We start from the raw sequence: 16,181 nt of genomic DNA, 5'->3' as shown, positions 1-16,181 counted from the left end.
GCCGCGGGTCCGCTGCTCCGGCGCTTCCGGGCTTTCCGGTGTTTCCGGCCGGGCCTCCGGCCTGGTCGTTCTCCATCCCGGACTCCTCCGATTCGATTGATGTGATGTGCCTGCTGATGTGATCTGCCTGGTGCGTGATGTGTGTGGTGCGTGATGTGCCTGGTGCGATGCGCCGGGGCGACTCGCACCCGGGGGCGGTCCGCCGTCAGGTACGGCCGATCAGCCCGGCCGCGAGGCCGATGACGACGGGCGCCACGCCCACCGCGAGAAACGCGGGGAGGAAGCAGAGCCCCACCGGCGCCGTGACCATGACCTGTGCCCGGCGGGCCCGGGCGGTCGCCGTGCGGGCGCGGGCGGCCCGGAGGCGCTGTGCCTGCCGGGCGACCGGCTCCGCCGCGGGCGCGCCCGTGGCATCGGCCCGGCTCAGACAGCGCGCCAGCTCCGCCGCCCCGGGTATCCGGGCGAGCCCTCCCCACGCCTGGTCGGGCTCACCGCCGAGCCGCAGTTCGGCGGCGGTACGGACGAGTTGTTCGCCGACAGGGCCGCCCAGGGACTCACCGACCGCCTCGGCCGCCTCCCTCGGCCCGGCCCCGGCGGAGACGCAGGCGGCGAGAAGGTCCGCGGCGAGGGGGAGCTGCCGGGCCGCGGCCGACTCCTCCGCCCTGGCGCCCGGCGGCCGGTGACGCCGCCACAGATGGACCGCGCAGCCCGCGACCACCCCCGCGGCCCAGCCGGACGGACCGCCGACGAGTACCGGGCCCGCGGCGAGCGCGCCGAGCGGCGGTCCCCACAGACGCGCCCGTGCCCGCAGGGCGGGCCGTCCGCGGGGACGCTGCCGCTCCCGGCCCAGCAGACGGCCGGCCCGCTGCCTCGTGCCGTGCTCCAGGCGGCGGGCCGCGAGCACGGCCACCCCTGCCAGGGCCGGGAGGGCGAACAGGAGCGCCACCGCGAGCAGCTGTCCCGCGCGCCGGTATCCCTCCGGGCTCACCGGAGCCGCCCCTGCCGGACGATCCGCGCGGCCCAGCAGAGCCCGGCCGCTTCCAGCACGGCGCCGGCCAGCAGACAGAGCAGGCCCGCGGGGGTGTGCAGCAGCACCCTCAGTGGATCCGCGCCCATCAGCATGCCCAGGCCGAGCGCCACCAAGGGCAGGAAGGCCAGCAGAACGATCGTGGAGCGGGCGCCCGCGAGCTGGGCGTCCAGATCCTCCTTCTGGTCGCGTTCGGCCCGGAGAGCGGCTTCCAGCCGGTCCAGACCGGCTGCCAGCCCCGCCCCGCTGCCGACGGCCACGCTCCAGCAGGCGGCGATCCCCGACAGCCCCTCGGCCCCGGGCTCGGCCGCCGCGTCCCGCAGGGCGCGAGGTACGTCCCCGCCGAACCGGGCGGCCGCGAGCACCGCGGGCTCGGCCGACCCCAGTGCCCGCCCCGCGTCCGCAGCGGCCATCGCCTGCCCCGGCTGGAGCCCCGCCCTCAACTCCGCGGCCAGGGAGCCGCACAGGGCGATGACCTCCTCCGCGCGGCGGTTCCTCACCCGCTCCCGCTCGCGGCCGCGCCGCGCCCGCCGGACCAGGGGCACGGCCAGCGCCCCCACGAGCAGCGGAAGCACCGACCCGGCCAGGGCCGCGACGGCCACCGCGACGGCGGCGCACAGCCATTCGCCGCGGGCGCCCGGCGCCGGAACGGTCCAGCGCCACCGCGGCCGCGACGGCAACTGGACGGGTCCGTATCCGGCGAGCGCCGGCTTCGCCCACCGCCCGCGGCCCCGGCCGTCCGCCAGCACTACGGCGGCGGCCACGGCGCACAGCAGCGCGGCGTGCACCGGCTCCACCACCGGACTCACAACGCGCCCCCGATCAGGGCCCGCAGCCGCTCCCAGCCGCGTTCGTACGCAAAGGAGTCCCCGGCGGAATCCCCTGGGGAGTCCCCGGTGCGGCGCAGGGCGGGGACCGTGGTCACCAGCCCGGCCGGGCCGCGCTCCAGGACATGCAGCTCGGTGATCCGCCGGTGTCCGCCGGAGCCCCGGGCGATGTGGATCACCACGTCCAGCGCGGCTGCCAGCTGGCTGTGGAGGGCGGCCCGGTCGAGCCCGGCGGCGGTGCCGAGGGCTTCGAGACGGGCGGGCACGTCCGCCGCCGCGTTCGCATGGACCGTTCCGGCGCCCTGGTGGCCCGTGTTCAGCGCGGCGAGCAGTTGGGTGACCTCGGCACCCCGTACCTCGCCGACGACGATCCGGTCGGGGCGCATCCGCAGTGCCTGCCGGACCAGGTCCCGCAGGGTGACCAGGCCCGCGCCCTCCTGGTTGGCGGGGCGGGATTCGAGGCGGACCACATGGGGATGGTCGGGCCGCAGTTCCGCGGAATCCTCCGCGAGGACGATCCGCTCGCGCTCCCCGGCGAGCCCGAGGAGGGCGGCGAGCAGGGTGGTCTTCCCGCTGCCGGTGCCGCCGCTGATGAGGAACGAGACCCGGGACGCGACGAGGGCCGTCAGCAGCCGGTCGCCGCCGGGCGGCACGGTGCCCGCGGCCGTCAGCTCGGAAAGGGTGAAGGCCCGGGGCCGGACCACTCGCAGCGACAGGCAGGTCGAACCCACGGATACCGGCGGAATCACCGCGTGCATCCGGGTCCCGTCGGGCAGCCTGGCGTCCACCCAGGGCCGGGCGTCGTCCAGTCGGCGGCCCGCCACCGCGGCGAGCCGCTGGGCGAGCCTGCGGACGGAGGCGGCGTCGGAGAAGGTGATCCCCGCCCGCTCCAGTCCGTTGCCCCGGTCGACCCAGACCCGGTCCGGTGCCGACACCAGGACGTCCGTCACGGCCGGGTCGGCCAGCAGCGGTTCCAGCGGTCCGGTGCCGACGAGTTCGCAGCGGAGGGACTCGGTGCCGCCGAGCACTTCCGTGTCGCCCAGCAGCCGGCCCTGGGCCCGCAGGGCGGCGGCGACCCGCGCCGGGGTGGGCTCGGCCCCGCTCTCCGCGAGCCGCCGCCGCACCGCGTCCAGCAGTACCGCGCTCATACGACCACGTCCCCGTCGAGGGCCCGGTCCCAGAAGGCGGCGCAGAAGCGGGCCAGGGGCCCGTCCGCGGCGCCGGGCGGGGCGCCGTCCCGCCCGGACCGCAGGGCGGGCTCCCGGGGCAGCTCACCGGCGAGGGGCAGCCCGAGGGCGGCGGCGACCCACCGCTCGTCGAGCCCTTCGGCATACGGACCGCGGGTGACGGCCCGGAGGTCCTTGAGGGCCGGACCGGCCACGGCGGCCACCCGCCCGGCCGCGGCGACGGCCCGCAGCTCACCGGGGACCACCAGCAGCCCGATGTCCACTTGGGCCAGCGCCTCGCGCGTGCCGTCGCCGAACTGGCGCGGCAGGTCCACGACCACGGCCCCGCCGCGCCTGCGGGCCGCCCCCAGCACGGACCGCACGGCCTCCGGCGGGACGGCGAACTCCGCTCCCCGGTCCCAGCTCAGGACCCGCAGCCGGTGCAGTTCCGGCAGGGACTCCTCCAGGGCGCCACCGGCGAGCCGCCCCCTGGTGCCGACGAAATCCGGCCAGCGGAGGCCTTCGGCCCGCTCGCCGCCCAGCAGTACGTCGAGTCCGCCGCCGAGAGGGTCGCCGTCGACGAGCAGTGTCCGCACCCCGGCCCGGGCGGCTGACACGGCGAGAGCGCAGGCCAGGGTGGAGGCCCCGGCACCGCCCCGGCCGCCGAGCACCCCGACCGTCAGCGCCTGCTGTCCGGCGCCCTCGACGACATCGGCGATCCGGCCGACCAGCCAGCCTTCCGCATCGGGCAGCCGCACCACGGACTCGACACCGATCTCCACCGCGTGCCGCCAGAGGACGGGGGCTACCGAGCCCGCCGCTCCGTCCGGGTCCCGGCCCACGAGCAGCACTCCGCTTCTGCGGGCGGCACCGCGGCAGTGCGCCGCCGCGTCGTCCCCGACGAGGACCAGCGGCGCCCCCTCCCACTCCTCCCGGCGCTCGGGCAGGCGCGGGCGCACTTCGGGCTCGGCTCCGGCGGCGGCGCACAGCCGCAGCAGATCGTCGAGCAGCTCCATGTCCTCCGTGAGGATCAGCGGGGCGCCCCCGTGCCCTTCGTCGGCCGACGCGATGTGATGGATCCAGCCACGCTCTCCACCCCTTGTTTGCCGCGATCCCGCGGCGAAACGGGATCGGTGATTCCTGATGTCCGCGAACTACGCGGGTGGAATCACGGTGCGGCGCACCGGGAAATCGTGTGGATCTTGCTCAAAAACTGTGGACAACTCACTGCTTGTGAATAACTCGGTCGTCCATACCGGTGACTCCCCTGCACACCCCTTCCATCACGCACAGTGACGATGCAGAGTGTTGGAGCGAGGGGACGCGGAGCGCCTCACAAGGAGAGGGGGAAGCCCATTGGATCTTGCGATAGCGCAGAAACCCACCCGGACATGCGACGACCCCCGCCGGGGGGGAGAGCGGGGGTCGCCTCTCCGGCCGACTCGGGGGGGGGAGGAGCCGGACCGGGTTAGCACGGTCGCGAACGATCCGTGACTTCCATGGTGTACCCGAGAGCCTTCTCAGGCAAACCCACACGCCCGAGCGTACGCCGAATGGAGGCCACCTATGCTCGGGGCGTGGAAAACCACTCCTTGCCCCGCACAGCCGCGTTCTTTGACCTGGACAAGACGGTCATTGCGAAGTCTTCGACGCTGACCTTCAGCAAGTCCTTCTACCACGGCGGCCTGATCAACCGCCGGGCCGTACTGCGGACCGCGTATGCCCAGTTCGTTTTTCTCGCGGGCGGCGCCGACCACGACCAGATGGAGGGGATGCGCGAGTATCTCTCGGCCCTCTGCAAGGGCTGGAACGTTCAACAGGTGAAGGAGATCGTCGCCGAGACGCTCCATGACCTGATCGACCCGATCATCTACGACGAAGCCGCGTCCCTCATCGAGGAACACCACACCGCCGGCCGTGATGTCGTCATCGTCTCCACCTCGGGTGCCGAGGTCGTCGAGCCCATCGGCGAGCTGCTGGGAGCCGACCGGGTCGTCGCCACCCGGATGGTCGTCGGCGACGACGGCTGTTTCACCGGCGAGGTGGAGTACTACGCCTACGGGCCGACAAAAGCGGAAGCCATCAGAGAACTGGCCGAGTCCGAGGGATACGACCTCTCCCGCTGCTACGCGTACAGCGATTCCATCACCGATGTCCCGATGCTGGAGTCCGTCGGCCATCCTTACGCGGTCAATCCCGACCGGGCGCTCCGCCGGGAGGCAACCGCCCGGGACTGGCCGGTTCTGGTCTTCAACCGGCCGGTCCGGCTGAAGCAGCGGCTGCCCGCGCTGTCGATGCCGCCGCGTCCCGCACTGATGGCGGCGGCCGCGGTGGGCGCGGCGGCCGCGACCGCCGGACTCGTCTGGTACGCCGCCCGCCGCCGGGGCGGCAGCGGACGGACGGCCGTCCGGGCCGGCACGGCGCGGGTCGTCGCCCAGGCGATCCGTACCGCCGCCACAGGGACTGCCGGGGCTGCCCCGGAGACCGGCGCCGGAGCCACCGGCGCGGCCTCCGGCGCCACCCGCCGCACCACGGGCCGGCTCATCGGCCGCTCAGCCGACCGCTTTCTCCCTATTTGAAGCTAAAAGTAAAGAAGTGCGGGCAGGGGTTCCGCTTCCCTGCCCGCAGGAGTACAAAGGATTCAACGGCCCGCGAGACCAAGGACATCCGAGAGGATCACCTAAAACACGCATGAAGGCCCCACGGACCGAGCATGAAAACCGGGCACCCACGCGACGTCGACCCGTCGAATACGGGCCAGCCGCACCAGGTGAAGGGCAAAGTTCCCGGCCTGATGGGCGCATCATCGAGGACGCTTGGTAACTCGGCGGACATGCCAGCGGCGGTACCGATCCGGTACCGCCGCAACCCTGTCCGGCCCCGGATCCCCCGCCCGGGCCGGCCGGACTCAGGCCGCTCCGCGCTGGAGAGCCTCACAGACCGCCGTCGACTCGCGCACCCCCAGCTGCACGGCACGGCCGCAGTGGGCGATCCAGGCACCCATCCCCTCCGGGGTCCCGGACAGATAGCCCTCCAGAGCCGCCGTATACGCCTCCCGGCCCAGCTCCGCATGGCCGACCTCGGCCGGGCAGATCGCCTTCGGGTCCAGTCCGCTGCCAATCAGCACGATCCGCTCGGCGGCCCGCGCCACCAGTCCGTTGTACGAGCCGAACGGGCGCAGGGCCAGCAGTTCGCCGTGCACCACGGCGGCGTTCACCAGCGCCGGTGCGCCGCTGCCCGCCACGATCAGCCCGGCCAGCCCGTCCAGCCGGCCGCTCAGCTCCGCGGCACCCGGCAGCGGAGCCGTTACCAGCGGCTCGTCGACCGGCTCCCCGGCCAGCCGGGGCCGGCCGACCGTGCCGTCCTCGCGGCCTCCGCCGGCCGCGACCAGATGCAGCCTGGCCAGCACCCGCAGCGGCGACTGGCGCCAGACGGACAGCAGTTGCCCGGCCTCGGCGGAGAGCCTGAGCGCCGCCCCGACCGCAAGCGCCTCGTCCCCGGCACCGAAGTCCGTACGCCTGCGGACCTCCTCCAGCGCCCAGTCGGCACCGGCCAGCGCCGCCGAACCCCGGGCCCCGCGCAGCGCGGCCTCCGATGTCACCTCGGTACTGCGCCGCCGCATGATCCGGTGGCCGTAGACCCGGTCCACCGCGGTCCGTACCGAAGCGACGGCCTCGGGCACTCCCGGCAGTTCACCGAGGGCGGCGAGCGGATCGGTGGCGGGGGCGGGCGTGGCGTTCGTCCTCATAGCCATGGAGGCTACGCGCCCCCGGCGTACGTCCCCCTTTCGAGTGGTCTTCTTCACCCGGCTTGACAACGGAGGGGAATGCCAGCACTACCCTAGGTGAACATGAAGATCGCTTTCGTGGGGAAGGGCGGCAGCGGGAAGACCACGCTGTCCTCGCTCTTCATCCGGCACTTGGCAGCGGGCGGGGCCCCGGTCGTCGCCGTGGACGCCGATATCAACCAGCACCTGGGCGCGGCCCTGGGTCTCGACGAGGACGAGGCCGCCGCACTGCCCGCCATGGGCGCCCAACTGCCCCTCATCAAGGACTATCTGCGCGGCACCAACCCCCGGATCGCCTCCGCCGAAACCATGATCAAAACCACACCCCCCGGCGAGGGATCCAGACTGCTGCGCGTCCGGGAGGAGAACCCGGTCTACGACGCCTGCGCCCGGCCGGTCCGCCTCGGCCCGGCGGAGATCAGGCTGATGGCCACCGGCCCCTTCACGGAGTCGGACCTCGGGGTGGCCTGCTACCACTCCAAGGTCGGCGCGGTGGAGCTGTGCCTGAACCATCTGGTCGACGGGCGGGACGAGTACGTCGTGGTCGACATGACCGCCGGTTCGGACTCCTTCGCCTCCGGCATGTTCACCCGTTTCGACATGACCTTCCTGGTCGCCGAGCCGACCAGGAAGGGCGTCTCGGTCTACCGCCAGTACAAGGAGTACGCCCGCGACTTCGGCGTGGCGCTCCGGGTCGTCGGCAACAAGGTGCAGGGCGAGGACGACCTCGACTTCCTGCGTGAGGAGGTCGGCGACGACCTGCTGGTCACCGTCGGCCACTCGGACTGGGTACGGGCGATGGAGAAGGGCCGCCCCAGGCCGTACGACCTGCTGGAACCGGAGAACCGCGCCTCACTGCAGACCCTCCTGGCGGCCGTCGCGGACACCTACGAGCGGCGCGACTGGGAGCGGTACACCCGCCAGATGGTCCACTTCCATCTCCGGAACGCCGAGAGCTGGGGCAACGCGAAGACGGGTGCCGACCTGGCGGCCCAGGTCGACCCCGCCTTCGTCCTCGGCGAGAGCGCGGCGGAGGTCAGGTCTCCGCTGCCCGCCTGATCCGGGAGGGCATCCCTACGCCGTGTCCGCCGCCGGACCGTCCTCCGGCCGGGGAGCCTCCGCGCCGTCCCCGGCCGAGGACTCCTCCGGCCCGGCGGCATCACCGGCCGCGTCCCCGTCGGCCGGTGCCTCCGGCCGGGCGGGTCCGGCCCCGTCCCCGGCGGGCGGTACGGCCCGGTGTCCGGGCTCCGCTCCGTCCCCGGCGGGCCCTGCCCCCTTGCCCCCGGGTTCACCCGCCGGACCGGCGGCCTTCGTCCCGCCCGTGAAGGCGGGCCAGCCGCCCGCCGGCGCCTGGCCGACCTTCAGCGTCCGCAGCTTGGCCAGCACTTCGGGGTCCTGCGCGTCGAGCCACTCCACCAGCTGCCTGAAGGACACGCACCGGACGTCCTTCTTCACGCAGACCGTGGCGATGGTGTCCTCGACGGCCCGCATGTACGTGCCGCCGTTCCACGATTCGAAGTGGTTGCCGATGATCAGCGGCGCCCGGTTGCCGTCGTAGGCGCGGTCGAAGGCCTGCACGAGCCCGTCGCGCATCTGGCGGCCCCAGTAGTCGTGCTGCGCGGGGTCGCCCTTGACCGTCCCGGACTGGTTGACCATGAAGTTGTAGTCCATGGAGAGCGTCTCGAAGCCGCGGCCGGGGAACGGGACCATCTGGAGCCCCAGGTCCCAGACCCCCAGCTCCTTCTCGGGCCAGATCTGGTCGTTGATACCGCTGGTGTCGTAGCGGAAGCCCAGCTCGGAGGCGGCCTTCACAAAGTTCTTGCGGCCTTCGAGACAGGGCGTACGGGCACCGATCAGCTCCTTGTCGTAGTCGAAGGGCAGCGGCTTCTCGTCGGCCAGCCCGGAGTTCGTCCGCCAGTTCTTCACAAAGGCCTTGGCCTGGCTGATCTCGCTCTTCCAGTCCTCGACCGACCAGCTGTCGCCGCCCTCCGGTCCGCAGAAGTGGCCGTTGAAGTGGGTGCCCACCTCATTGCCCTCCTGCCAGGCGGCGCGCAGCTCGCGCACGGTGTCACGGATGCCCTGGACATCGTTGAAGCCGATGTCGGAGCGGCCGGCGCCGTGCTTCGGCGGCAGATAGAGGGAAGCTTTCTCCTCGGGCAGCAGATAGACCCCGCTGAGGAAGTACGTCATCGTCATGTCGTACTTCCGGGCGACGGAGCGGAAGTGGGAGAAGAGCTTCTGGCTGTCCTCGCCCGCGCCGTCCCACGAGAAGACGACGAACTGGGGCGGCTTCTGGCCGGGCTTCAGCTTCCGCGGCTTCAGCTGGTTCGGCTGCACCCCGGTGAACGCGGTCGAGCCGTCCCCGATCAACTGCGGCGCGGCCTTGGGCGCGGGCGCCTTCTTGGCACCCGGCGCGCCCTCCTGCGCGGACCGGTCACCCGGGAGGGAGCAGCCCGCCAGCCCCGCGATCAGCGCCGTGGCCACCGCGCCGACGGCGGCCCTCCGTGCGACGGCGGCCTTCATCCGCCCACCCACTTTCATATGACTTTGTGGTTTTCCGATCGGTATTACCGATTCGACAAAGTCACACCGCGGCGGCCGGCGGGATCGGCGACGGGCCGCATTAACCGCATTAATCGCTGGAAAGGGTGAAACGTTGACCTATATGCCCGGACTGTCCGACCTCGGTCTTTACTCTCCATTACGATCAATTTACTGAGAGTTGAGGCTCTCCAGCATGTCCCGCCGCTGCACGCCGTGGCCCACGGCCGCGCCCCCCACATTCCGCGACCGCGCTGCCCCGGAGGAGACGGGAACCATGTCCGCCTGCGTCCCCACCCGCACCGACTCGCCGCCCAAGGGCTCTCCTCTGCCCCACAGCCCGCCACCCGGCCGCTTCCGGATCGCGGGCGCCGATGTGTCCGCGTCCATCTCGGTCTTCCTGATCGCGCTCCCCCTCTCCCTGGGCATCGCCCTCGCCACCGGAGCCCCGCTCCAGGCGGGGCTGGTCGCCGCGGCCGTCGGCGGGCTGGTCGCCGGCCGGTTCGGCGGCTCGCCGCTCCAGGTCAGCGGGCCCGCGGCGGGGCTGACCGTCGTCACCGCCGATCTGATCCAGCAGTACGGCTGGCGCGCGACCTGCGCCGTCACCGTCCTCGCCGGGTTCGCCCAGCTCGGTCTGTCCGCCCTGCGGGTGGCCCGTTCCGCTCTCGCCGTCAGCCCGGCGATCGTCCACGGCATGATCGCGGGCATCGGGGCGACGATCGCCCTCGCCCAGCTGCACATCGTGCTCGGCGGCAGCCCGCACTCCGCCGCCTTCGACAACCTGCTGGCCCTGCCGGGCCGGCTGGCCGCGCTGCACACCGATGCCGTCACGGTCAGCGCGGTCACCGTCGCCGTACTGCTGGCCTGGCCCCGGCTCCCCGGCCGCACCGGCCGGGTTCTGCGGCGGATTCCGGCCGCGCTCGCGGCCGTCGCCTGCGCCACCGCGTTCGCCGTCGTCGCCCGGCCGGCCGGGCTGCCCCGGGTCGACCTGCCGTCCTGGAGCAGCCATGCCCTGCCGCAGCTGCCGCAGGACCCGGTGCTGGGCATCGCCGCCGCCGTGGTCACGATCACGCTGGTCACCAGCGTCCAGTCCCTGCTGTCGGCGGTCGCCGTCGACAAACTGCTGGCCAAGCGGACCCGGACCGCGGCGGGCGCCGCCCAGTCCCGGATCCCCCGCTCGGACCTCGACCGCGAACTGGCCGGCCAGGGCGCCGCGAACATCGTCTCGGGCGCGCTGGGCGGACTGCCGGTCGCCGGAGTGGCCGTCAGGACCGTGGCCAATGTGTCGGCGGGAGCCGTCAGCCGGAACTCCACCATGCTGCACGGGCTGTGGGTCGTCCTCGCCGCCCTGCTGCTGGTGCCCCTGCTCGACCTCATCCCGCTGGCGGCTCTCGCCGCGCTGGTGATGGTCGTCGGCATCCAGATGGTCAGCATCACCCATCTGCGGACCGTCCGGCGCAACCGCGAAATGCTCGTCTACGCGGTGACCCTGCTCTCCGTCGTCGCCACGGGCGTGCTGGAGGGCGTGGCCATCGGCATCGCCGCCGCGGTCGCCGTCTCCCTGCACCGGCTGACCAGGACCCGGATCTCCGAGGAGGAGTACGACGGTGTCCACCGGATCCGGGTGCGCGGCCAGCTGACATTCCTCGCGGTGCCCCGGCTGACCCGGGCGCTGAGCCAGGTCCCGCGCGGTACGGACTGCGTGGTCGAGCTGGACGGCTCCTTTATGGACCACGCGGCGTACGAGGCGCTGCACGACTGGCAGGCGGCGCATACGGCCCACGGCGGGACGGTGGAGTTCACCGGCCGGGCGGGCGGCCGGATCGGCGGCCCCTCGGCGGAGTCGCAGAGCTGCTGCCGGCCCTGGACCCCCTGGCGCAACCACCACTGCCACAGCTCCCCCGGGAAGCGCACCGGCCGCGGCCTGGCCGACGGCCTCGGCTCCTTCCAGCGCGATACGGCACCCCTGGTCCGGGAGGAGCTGGCGCGGCTGGCCCGGGAGGGCCAGCGGCCCTCCCAGCTCTTCCTCACCTGCGCCGACTCCCGCCTGGTCACCAGCATGATCACGGCAAGCGGCCCCGGCGACCTGTTCACCGTACGGAACATCGGGAACCTGGTTCCCCTGCCCGGCGAGGAGAGCGGCGATGACTCGGTGGCCGCCGCGATCGAGTACGCCGTCGAGGTGCTGGGCGTCGGCTCCATCACGGTCTGCGGTCATTCGGGCTGCGGCGCGATGCAGTCCCTGCTGCGGCTGCCGCCCGACGGCGACCGGACCGGCGAACAGACCCCGCTCCGGCGGTGGCTGCGGCACGGGCTGCCGAGCCTGGAGCGGATGGGCAGCATCCGCGCCGTACCCGCCCGCCTCTCCGGCCGGCTGCCGAAGGACGCGGTGGAGCAGCTCTGTCTGACCAATGTGGTGCAGCAGCTGGAGCATCTGCGGGCCTACGAGCCGGTGGCCCGGAGACTCGCCGACGGGACGCTCGAACTCCACGGCATGTACTTCCATGTCGGCGAGGCACAGGCATATCTGCTGGCCGAGCCGGAGGGAGCACGGGAGGACGCGCCCGGTGGCGAGCCGGCGACCGGCGGCGGGCCGGTGGCTGCGGGGCCCGCGTTCGACATGGTCTTCCACCGGGTACCGCCGTCGGGCGCCCGCTCGGTCCGGACCGGAAGCTGACCGGAGACGCCCGCCCCGCGGTACGCGCTCCGCACCGGAGCCAGGCCGGCCCGTACCGGAGCCCGGCCCGCGCCGGAAACTCCGAAAACTGGGGTGAACCGGAGCCGTCCGGGGCCCGTGCAACGGGGTAACGGTCTCTCCTCCCCGCCGCCCGGGGAGGAGAGACCGTACGAAATCCAGCCGACACGCCCGCCTCCACCTGGCGTTTCTCCCCGCGGCCCGGCAACGGCCCACCATGGCGGGGCAAAACCCACGACAGGTCTAAACCATTTACCCGAAGGCTCTTGTCACCCGGGCCTTCGGCTGATGAGCTATGGCCCGGGACACACAGGTACTGAGGACGCCCTGGGAAAGGGAGATGTCGTGAGCAACGAGAGCCTGGCCAACCTGCTGCGTGAGGAGCGGCGGTTCGCGCCGCCCGCCGCGCTGAGCGCGGACGCCAATGTCACGGCTGACGCCTATGAGCAGGCGAAGGCCGACAGGCTCGGCTTCTGGGCCGAGCAGGCACGCCGGCTCACCTGGGCCACCGAGCCCACCGAGACGCTGGACTGGAGCAACCCGCCCTTCGCGAAGTGGTTCGCGGACGGCAAGCTCAACGTCGCGTACAACTGCGTCGACCGCCATGTCGAGGCGGGGCTCGGCGACCGGGTCGCGATCCACTTCGAGGGCGAGCCCGGCGACAGCCGGTCCGTCACCTACGCGGAGCTGAAGGACGAGGTCTCCAAGGCCGCCAACGCCCTGACCGAGCTGGGTGTCGGCAAGGGCGACCGGGTCGCCGTCTATCTGCCGATGATCCCTGAGGCCGTGGTCGCGATGCTGGCCTGCGCCCGGATCGGCGCGGCCCACTCCGTGGTCTTCGGCGGCTTCTCGGCCGACGCGGTCGCCTCCCGTATCCAGGACGCGGACGCCAAGCTGGTGATCACCGCCGACGGCGGCTACCGCCGGGGCAAGCCGAGCGCGCTCAAGCCCGCCATCGACGAGGCGGTCACCAAGTGCCCGCAGGTCGAGCACGTTCTGGTGGTGCGGCGCACCGGCGAGGACACCGCCGTCACCGAAGGCCGCGACGTCTGGTGGCACGACATCGTGGACCGCCAGTCCGCGGAGCACACCCCCGAGGCGTTCGACGCGGAGCAGCCGCTCTTCATCCTGTACACCTCCGGCACCACCGGGAAGCCCAAGGGCATCCTGCACACCTCCGGCGGCTACCTCACCCAGGCGGCCTACACCCACCACGCCGTCTTCGACCTCAAGCCGGAGACCGACGTCTACTGGTGTACGGCCGATATCGGCTGGGTGACCGGCCACTCGTACATCGTCTACGGTCCGCTGGCCAACGGCGCGACCCAGGTGATGTACGAGGGCACTCCCGACACCCCGCACCAGGGCCGGTTCTGGGAGATCGTCCAGAAGTACGGCGTCACCATCCTCTACACCGCGCCGACCGCGATCCGGACGTTCATGAAGTGGGGCGACGACATCCCCGCCAAGTTCGACCTGTCGAGCCTGCGGGTCCTCGGCTCGGTCGGCGAGCCGATCAACCCCGAGGCGTGGATCTGGTACCGCGAGCACATCGGCGGCGGCCGGGCGCCCATCGTGGACACCTGGTGGCAGACCGAGACCGGCGCCATGATGATCTCCCCGCTGCCGGGCGTCACCGAGACCAAGCCGGGTTCCGCGCAGCGCGCGCTGCCGGGCATCTCCGCGACCGTCGTCGACGACGAGGCGAACGAGGTGCCGGACGGCGGTGGCGGCTATCTGGTGCTCACCGAGCCGTGGCCGTCGATGCTCCGCACCATCTGGGGCGACGACCAGCGGTTCATCGACACCTACTGGTCCCGGTTCGAGGGCAAGTACTTCGCGGGTGACGGCGCGAAGAAGGACGACGACGGCGATATCTGGCTGCTGGGCCGGGTCGACGACGTCATGCTCGTCTCCGGCCACAACATCTCCACCACCGAGGTCGAGTCCGCCCTCGTATCGCACCCGAAGGTCGCCGAGGCGGCGGTCGTGGGCGCGGCGGACGAGACCACCGGCCAGGCCATCGTCGCCTTTGTGATCCTGCGGGGTACGGCGTCCGAGGACGAGAACCTCGTCGCCGAGCTGCGCAACCACGTCGGGGCGACCCTCGGCCCGATCGCCAAGCCCAAGCGGGTGCTGCCGGTCGCCGAGCTGCCGAAGACCCGCTCCGGCAAGATCATGCGCCGGCTGCTCCGCGATGTCGCCGAGAACCGCCAGCTCGGAGACGTCACCACCCTCACCGACTCCTCGGTGATGGACCTCATCCAGACGAAGCTGCCGAGCGCGGCCTCGGAGGACTGACCGGCAGAGCGTCGTGGCCGGGAGGCTCTCTCTCCCGGCACACCCGCGGTACACCACCGGGCGGCCGCCCGTGCCTCGCACCGAGGCGCGGGCGGCCGCCCGGTGCGCGTTCAGCGCCCCCGTACTCCTCCGCACGCCCCCGCGCACGCCCGAGCGCCGCCCCCGCACCCACGCCTTTCCGGTGGCTGTTGGAAACCTGTCGGCCCCTCCGCCCCCTCCGACGTGCGAAAAGTCCGCGAAGTCCTAGAGTGGGAGGACGCCGGATGCCCCCTTGCCCACTTGGGTAAAGTAAGGACCGCATCAAAGATGCGCCAAGAAATACCTAGGTGCGCCGGGAAGTCTGGTCGGCATGTGCTTCGCCCTGCCCGACCGACCGCCGGAGGATCTCCGCCATGCCCGCGCCCACCCCCACGCCCACCCCCCGTAAGTTCCTCGGGCGGCTCTCTCTTCCCGAGCGCACCTTCGTGGTGGACGCGCTGCGCACCGAGACGGTCGGCGGCGTACTGCTGCTGCTGGCCGCCGTGGCCGCGCTGATCTGGGCCAACACACCCTTGCGGGACAGCTACGAGGCGATACGTTCCTTCCATTTCGGCCCCGCGTCCCTCGGCCTCGACCTGTCGATCCAGCACTGGGCCGCCGACGGACTCCTCGCGATCTTCTTCTTCGTGGCCGGTATCGAGCTGAAGCGGGAACTCGTCGCCGGTGAACTGCGCGACCCCAAGGCCGCCGCGCTCCCCGTCATCGCCGCGATCTGCGGTATGGCCGTCCCCGCGCTGGTGTACTTCGCCACGGTCACCTTCGGCGGCGGCGACACCCGGGGCTGGGCCGTCCCCACCGCCACGGACATCGCCTTCGCCCTGGCCGTCCTCGCGGTGATCGGCACCTCGCTGCCCTCGGCCCTGCGGGCCTTCCTCCTCACGCTCGCCGTCGTCGACGACCTCTTCGCGATCATGATCATCGCGATCTTCTTCACCAGCGAACTCGACTTCGCCGCACTGGCCGGTGCCGTCATCGGTCTCGCCGTCTTCTGGCTGCTGCTGCGCAAGGGCGTCCGCGGCTGGTACATCTACGTCCCCCTGGCACTGCTGATCTGGGGCCTGATGTACAACAGCGGTGTCCACGCCACGATCGCCGGTGTCGCGATGGGCCTGATGCTCCGCTGCACCCGCCGCGAAGGCGAGGAGCACTCCCCCGGTGAGCACATCGAGCATCTGGTACGCCCCGTCTCCGCGGGCTTCGCCGTCCCCCTCTTCGCCCTCTTCTCCGCCGGAGTCCTGGTCTCCGGCGGTGCGCTGGGCCGGGTCTTCACCGAGCCGGAGACGCTGGGAGTGGTCCTCGGCCTGGTCCTCGGCAAGGCGTTCGGCGTCTTCGGCGGCACCTGGCTGGCGGCCCGCTTCACCCGCGCGGAACTCAACGACGAGCTGGCCTGGCCCGATGTGTTCGCCGTCGCCACCCTCGCCGGTATCGGTTTCACCGTCTCGCTCCTCATCGGCGAACTCGCCTTCGCCGGGGACCCGGTCCTCACCGACTCGGTGAAGGCCGCGGTGCTGGTCGGCTCCCTGATCGCCGCCGTATTCGCGGCCGTCCTGCTCAAACTGCGGGTCCGCAAGTACCAGGCGCTGTACGAGGCGGAGGAGCGCGACGAGGACCAGGACGGCATTCCCGACGTCTACGAGCAGGACAACCCCGAGTACCACCTCCGGATGGCGGAGATCTACGAGAAGAAGGCCGCCGAACACCGGAAGCTGGCGGCCGCCGCGGCCGGGGAAGCGGGGGCGTCGCGCACCGACGGCCGGGGTCCGGCATGATCTGATGACGGGCCGGGGCCATCCGGTCC

Annotated in this window: 10 protein-coding genes and 1 pseudogene; 5 read left to right on the top strand and 6 right to left on the bottom strand. The window is 72.4% G+C overall.

Annotated elements, in window-relative coordinates:
* Positions 1-205: 205 nt before the first annotated feature.
* The 4 genes from ACWDR0_RS03400 to ssd are packed head-to-tail and all read right to left on the bottom strand — an operon-like array spanning position 206 to position 4,036.
* The gene (locus ACWDR0_RS03400; protein ID WP_456349916.1) at positions 206-988 is read right to left on the bottom strand and encodes a type II secretion system F family protein; all 783 of its coding nucleotides are present in this window, start codon (positions 986-988) and stop codon (positions 206-208) included.
* Complete coding sequence (locus tag ACWDR0_RS03395; protein WP_456349915.1) at positions 985-1,836, bottom strand: type II secretion system F family protein; 852 nt, start codon at positions 1,834-1,836, stop codon at positions 985-987. Before ACWDR0_RS03395 ends, ACWDR0_RS03400 begins: the two co-directional genes overlap by 4 nt.
* Positions 1,833-3,002: a TadA family conjugal transfer-associated ATPase gene (locus ACWDR0_RS03390; RefSeq protein WP_456349914.1), complete on the bottom strand. Its 1,170-nt coding sequence runs from the start codon at positions 3,000-3,002 to the stop codon at positions 1,833-1,835. Before ACWDR0_RS03390 ends, ACWDR0_RS03395 begins: the two co-directional genes overlap by 4 nt.
* Positions 2,999-4,036, bottom strand: coding sequence for a septum site-determining protein Ssd (gene ssd, locus ACWDR0_RS03385; RefSeq protein WP_456349913.1), 1,038 nt, complete (start codon positions 4,034-4,036; stop codon positions 2,999-3,001). Before ssd ends, ACWDR0_RS03390 begins: the two co-directional genes overlap by 4 nt.
* 537 nt (positions 4,037-4,573) lie before the next feature.
* Here ssd and ACWDR0_RS03380 point away from each other — a divergent pair.
* Positions 4,574-5,404 (top strand): annotated as a pseudogene (locus ACWDR0_RS03380) (HAD family hydrolase); the annotation flags it as partial.
* Between the two features lie 524 nt (positions 5,405-5,928).
* On the opposite strand, the gene ACWDR0_RS03375 reads toward ACWDR0_RS03380, so the two are convergent.
* Entirely contained in the window at positions 5,929-6,768 is an 840-nt protein-coding gene (locus ACWDR0_RS03375; protein WP_456349912.1) for an oxidoreductase, read from the bottom strand.
* A gap of 102 nt (positions 6,769-6,870) precedes the next feature.
* Here ACWDR0_RS03375 and ACWDR0_RS03370 point away from each other — a divergent pair, with 102 nt between their 5' ends.
* Positions 6,871-7,866: an ATP-binding protein gene (locus ACWDR0_RS03370; protein ID WP_456349911.1), complete on the top strand. Its 996-nt coding sequence runs from the start codon at positions 6,871-6,873 to the stop codon at positions 7,864-7,866.
* A 15-nt stretch (positions 7,867-7,881) separates the two neighbouring features.
* On the opposite strand, the gene ACWDR0_RS03365 is transcribed toward ACWDR0_RS03370, so the two are convergent.
* Positions 7,882-9,330: a hypothetical protein gene (locus ACWDR0_RS03365; protein ID WP_456349910.1), complete on the bottom strand. Its 1,449-nt coding sequence runs from the start codon at positions 9,328-9,330 to the stop codon at positions 7,882-7,884.
* Between the two features lie 295 nt (positions 9,331-9,625).
* On the opposite strand from ACWDR0_RS03365, the gene ACWDR0_RS03360 reads away from it, so the two are divergent.
* From ACWDR0_RS03360 to nhaA, 3 genes are all read left to right on the top strand, one after another.
* Positions 9,626-12,025, top strand: coding sequence for a SulP family inorganic anion transporter (locus ACWDR0_RS03360; protein ID WP_456349909.1), 2,400 nt, complete (start codon positions 9,626-9,628; stop codon positions 12,023-12,025).
* Between the two features lie 363 nt (positions 12,026-12,388).
* The gene (acs, locus tag ACWDR0_RS03355) at positions 12,389-14,344 is read left to right on the top strand and encodes an acetate--CoA ligase (protein ID WP_456349908.1); all 1,956 of its coding nucleotides are present in this window, start codon (positions 12,389-12,391) and stop codon (positions 14,342-14,344) included.
* A gap of 392 nt (positions 14,345-14,736) precedes the next feature.
* Complete coding sequence (nhaA, locus tag ACWDR0_RS03350; protein WP_456349907.1) at positions 14,737-16,152, top strand: Na+/H+ antiporter NhaA; 1,416 nt, start codon at positions 14,737-14,739, stop codon at positions 16,150-16,152.
* Positions 16,153-16,181 lie beyond the last annotated feature (29 nt).

Source organism: Streptomyces sp. NPDC003691, from assembly GCF_053981115.1.
The sequence above is the reverse complement of the archived record's forward strand: the minus strand, read 5'-3'. Positions and strand labels throughout refer to the sequence as shown.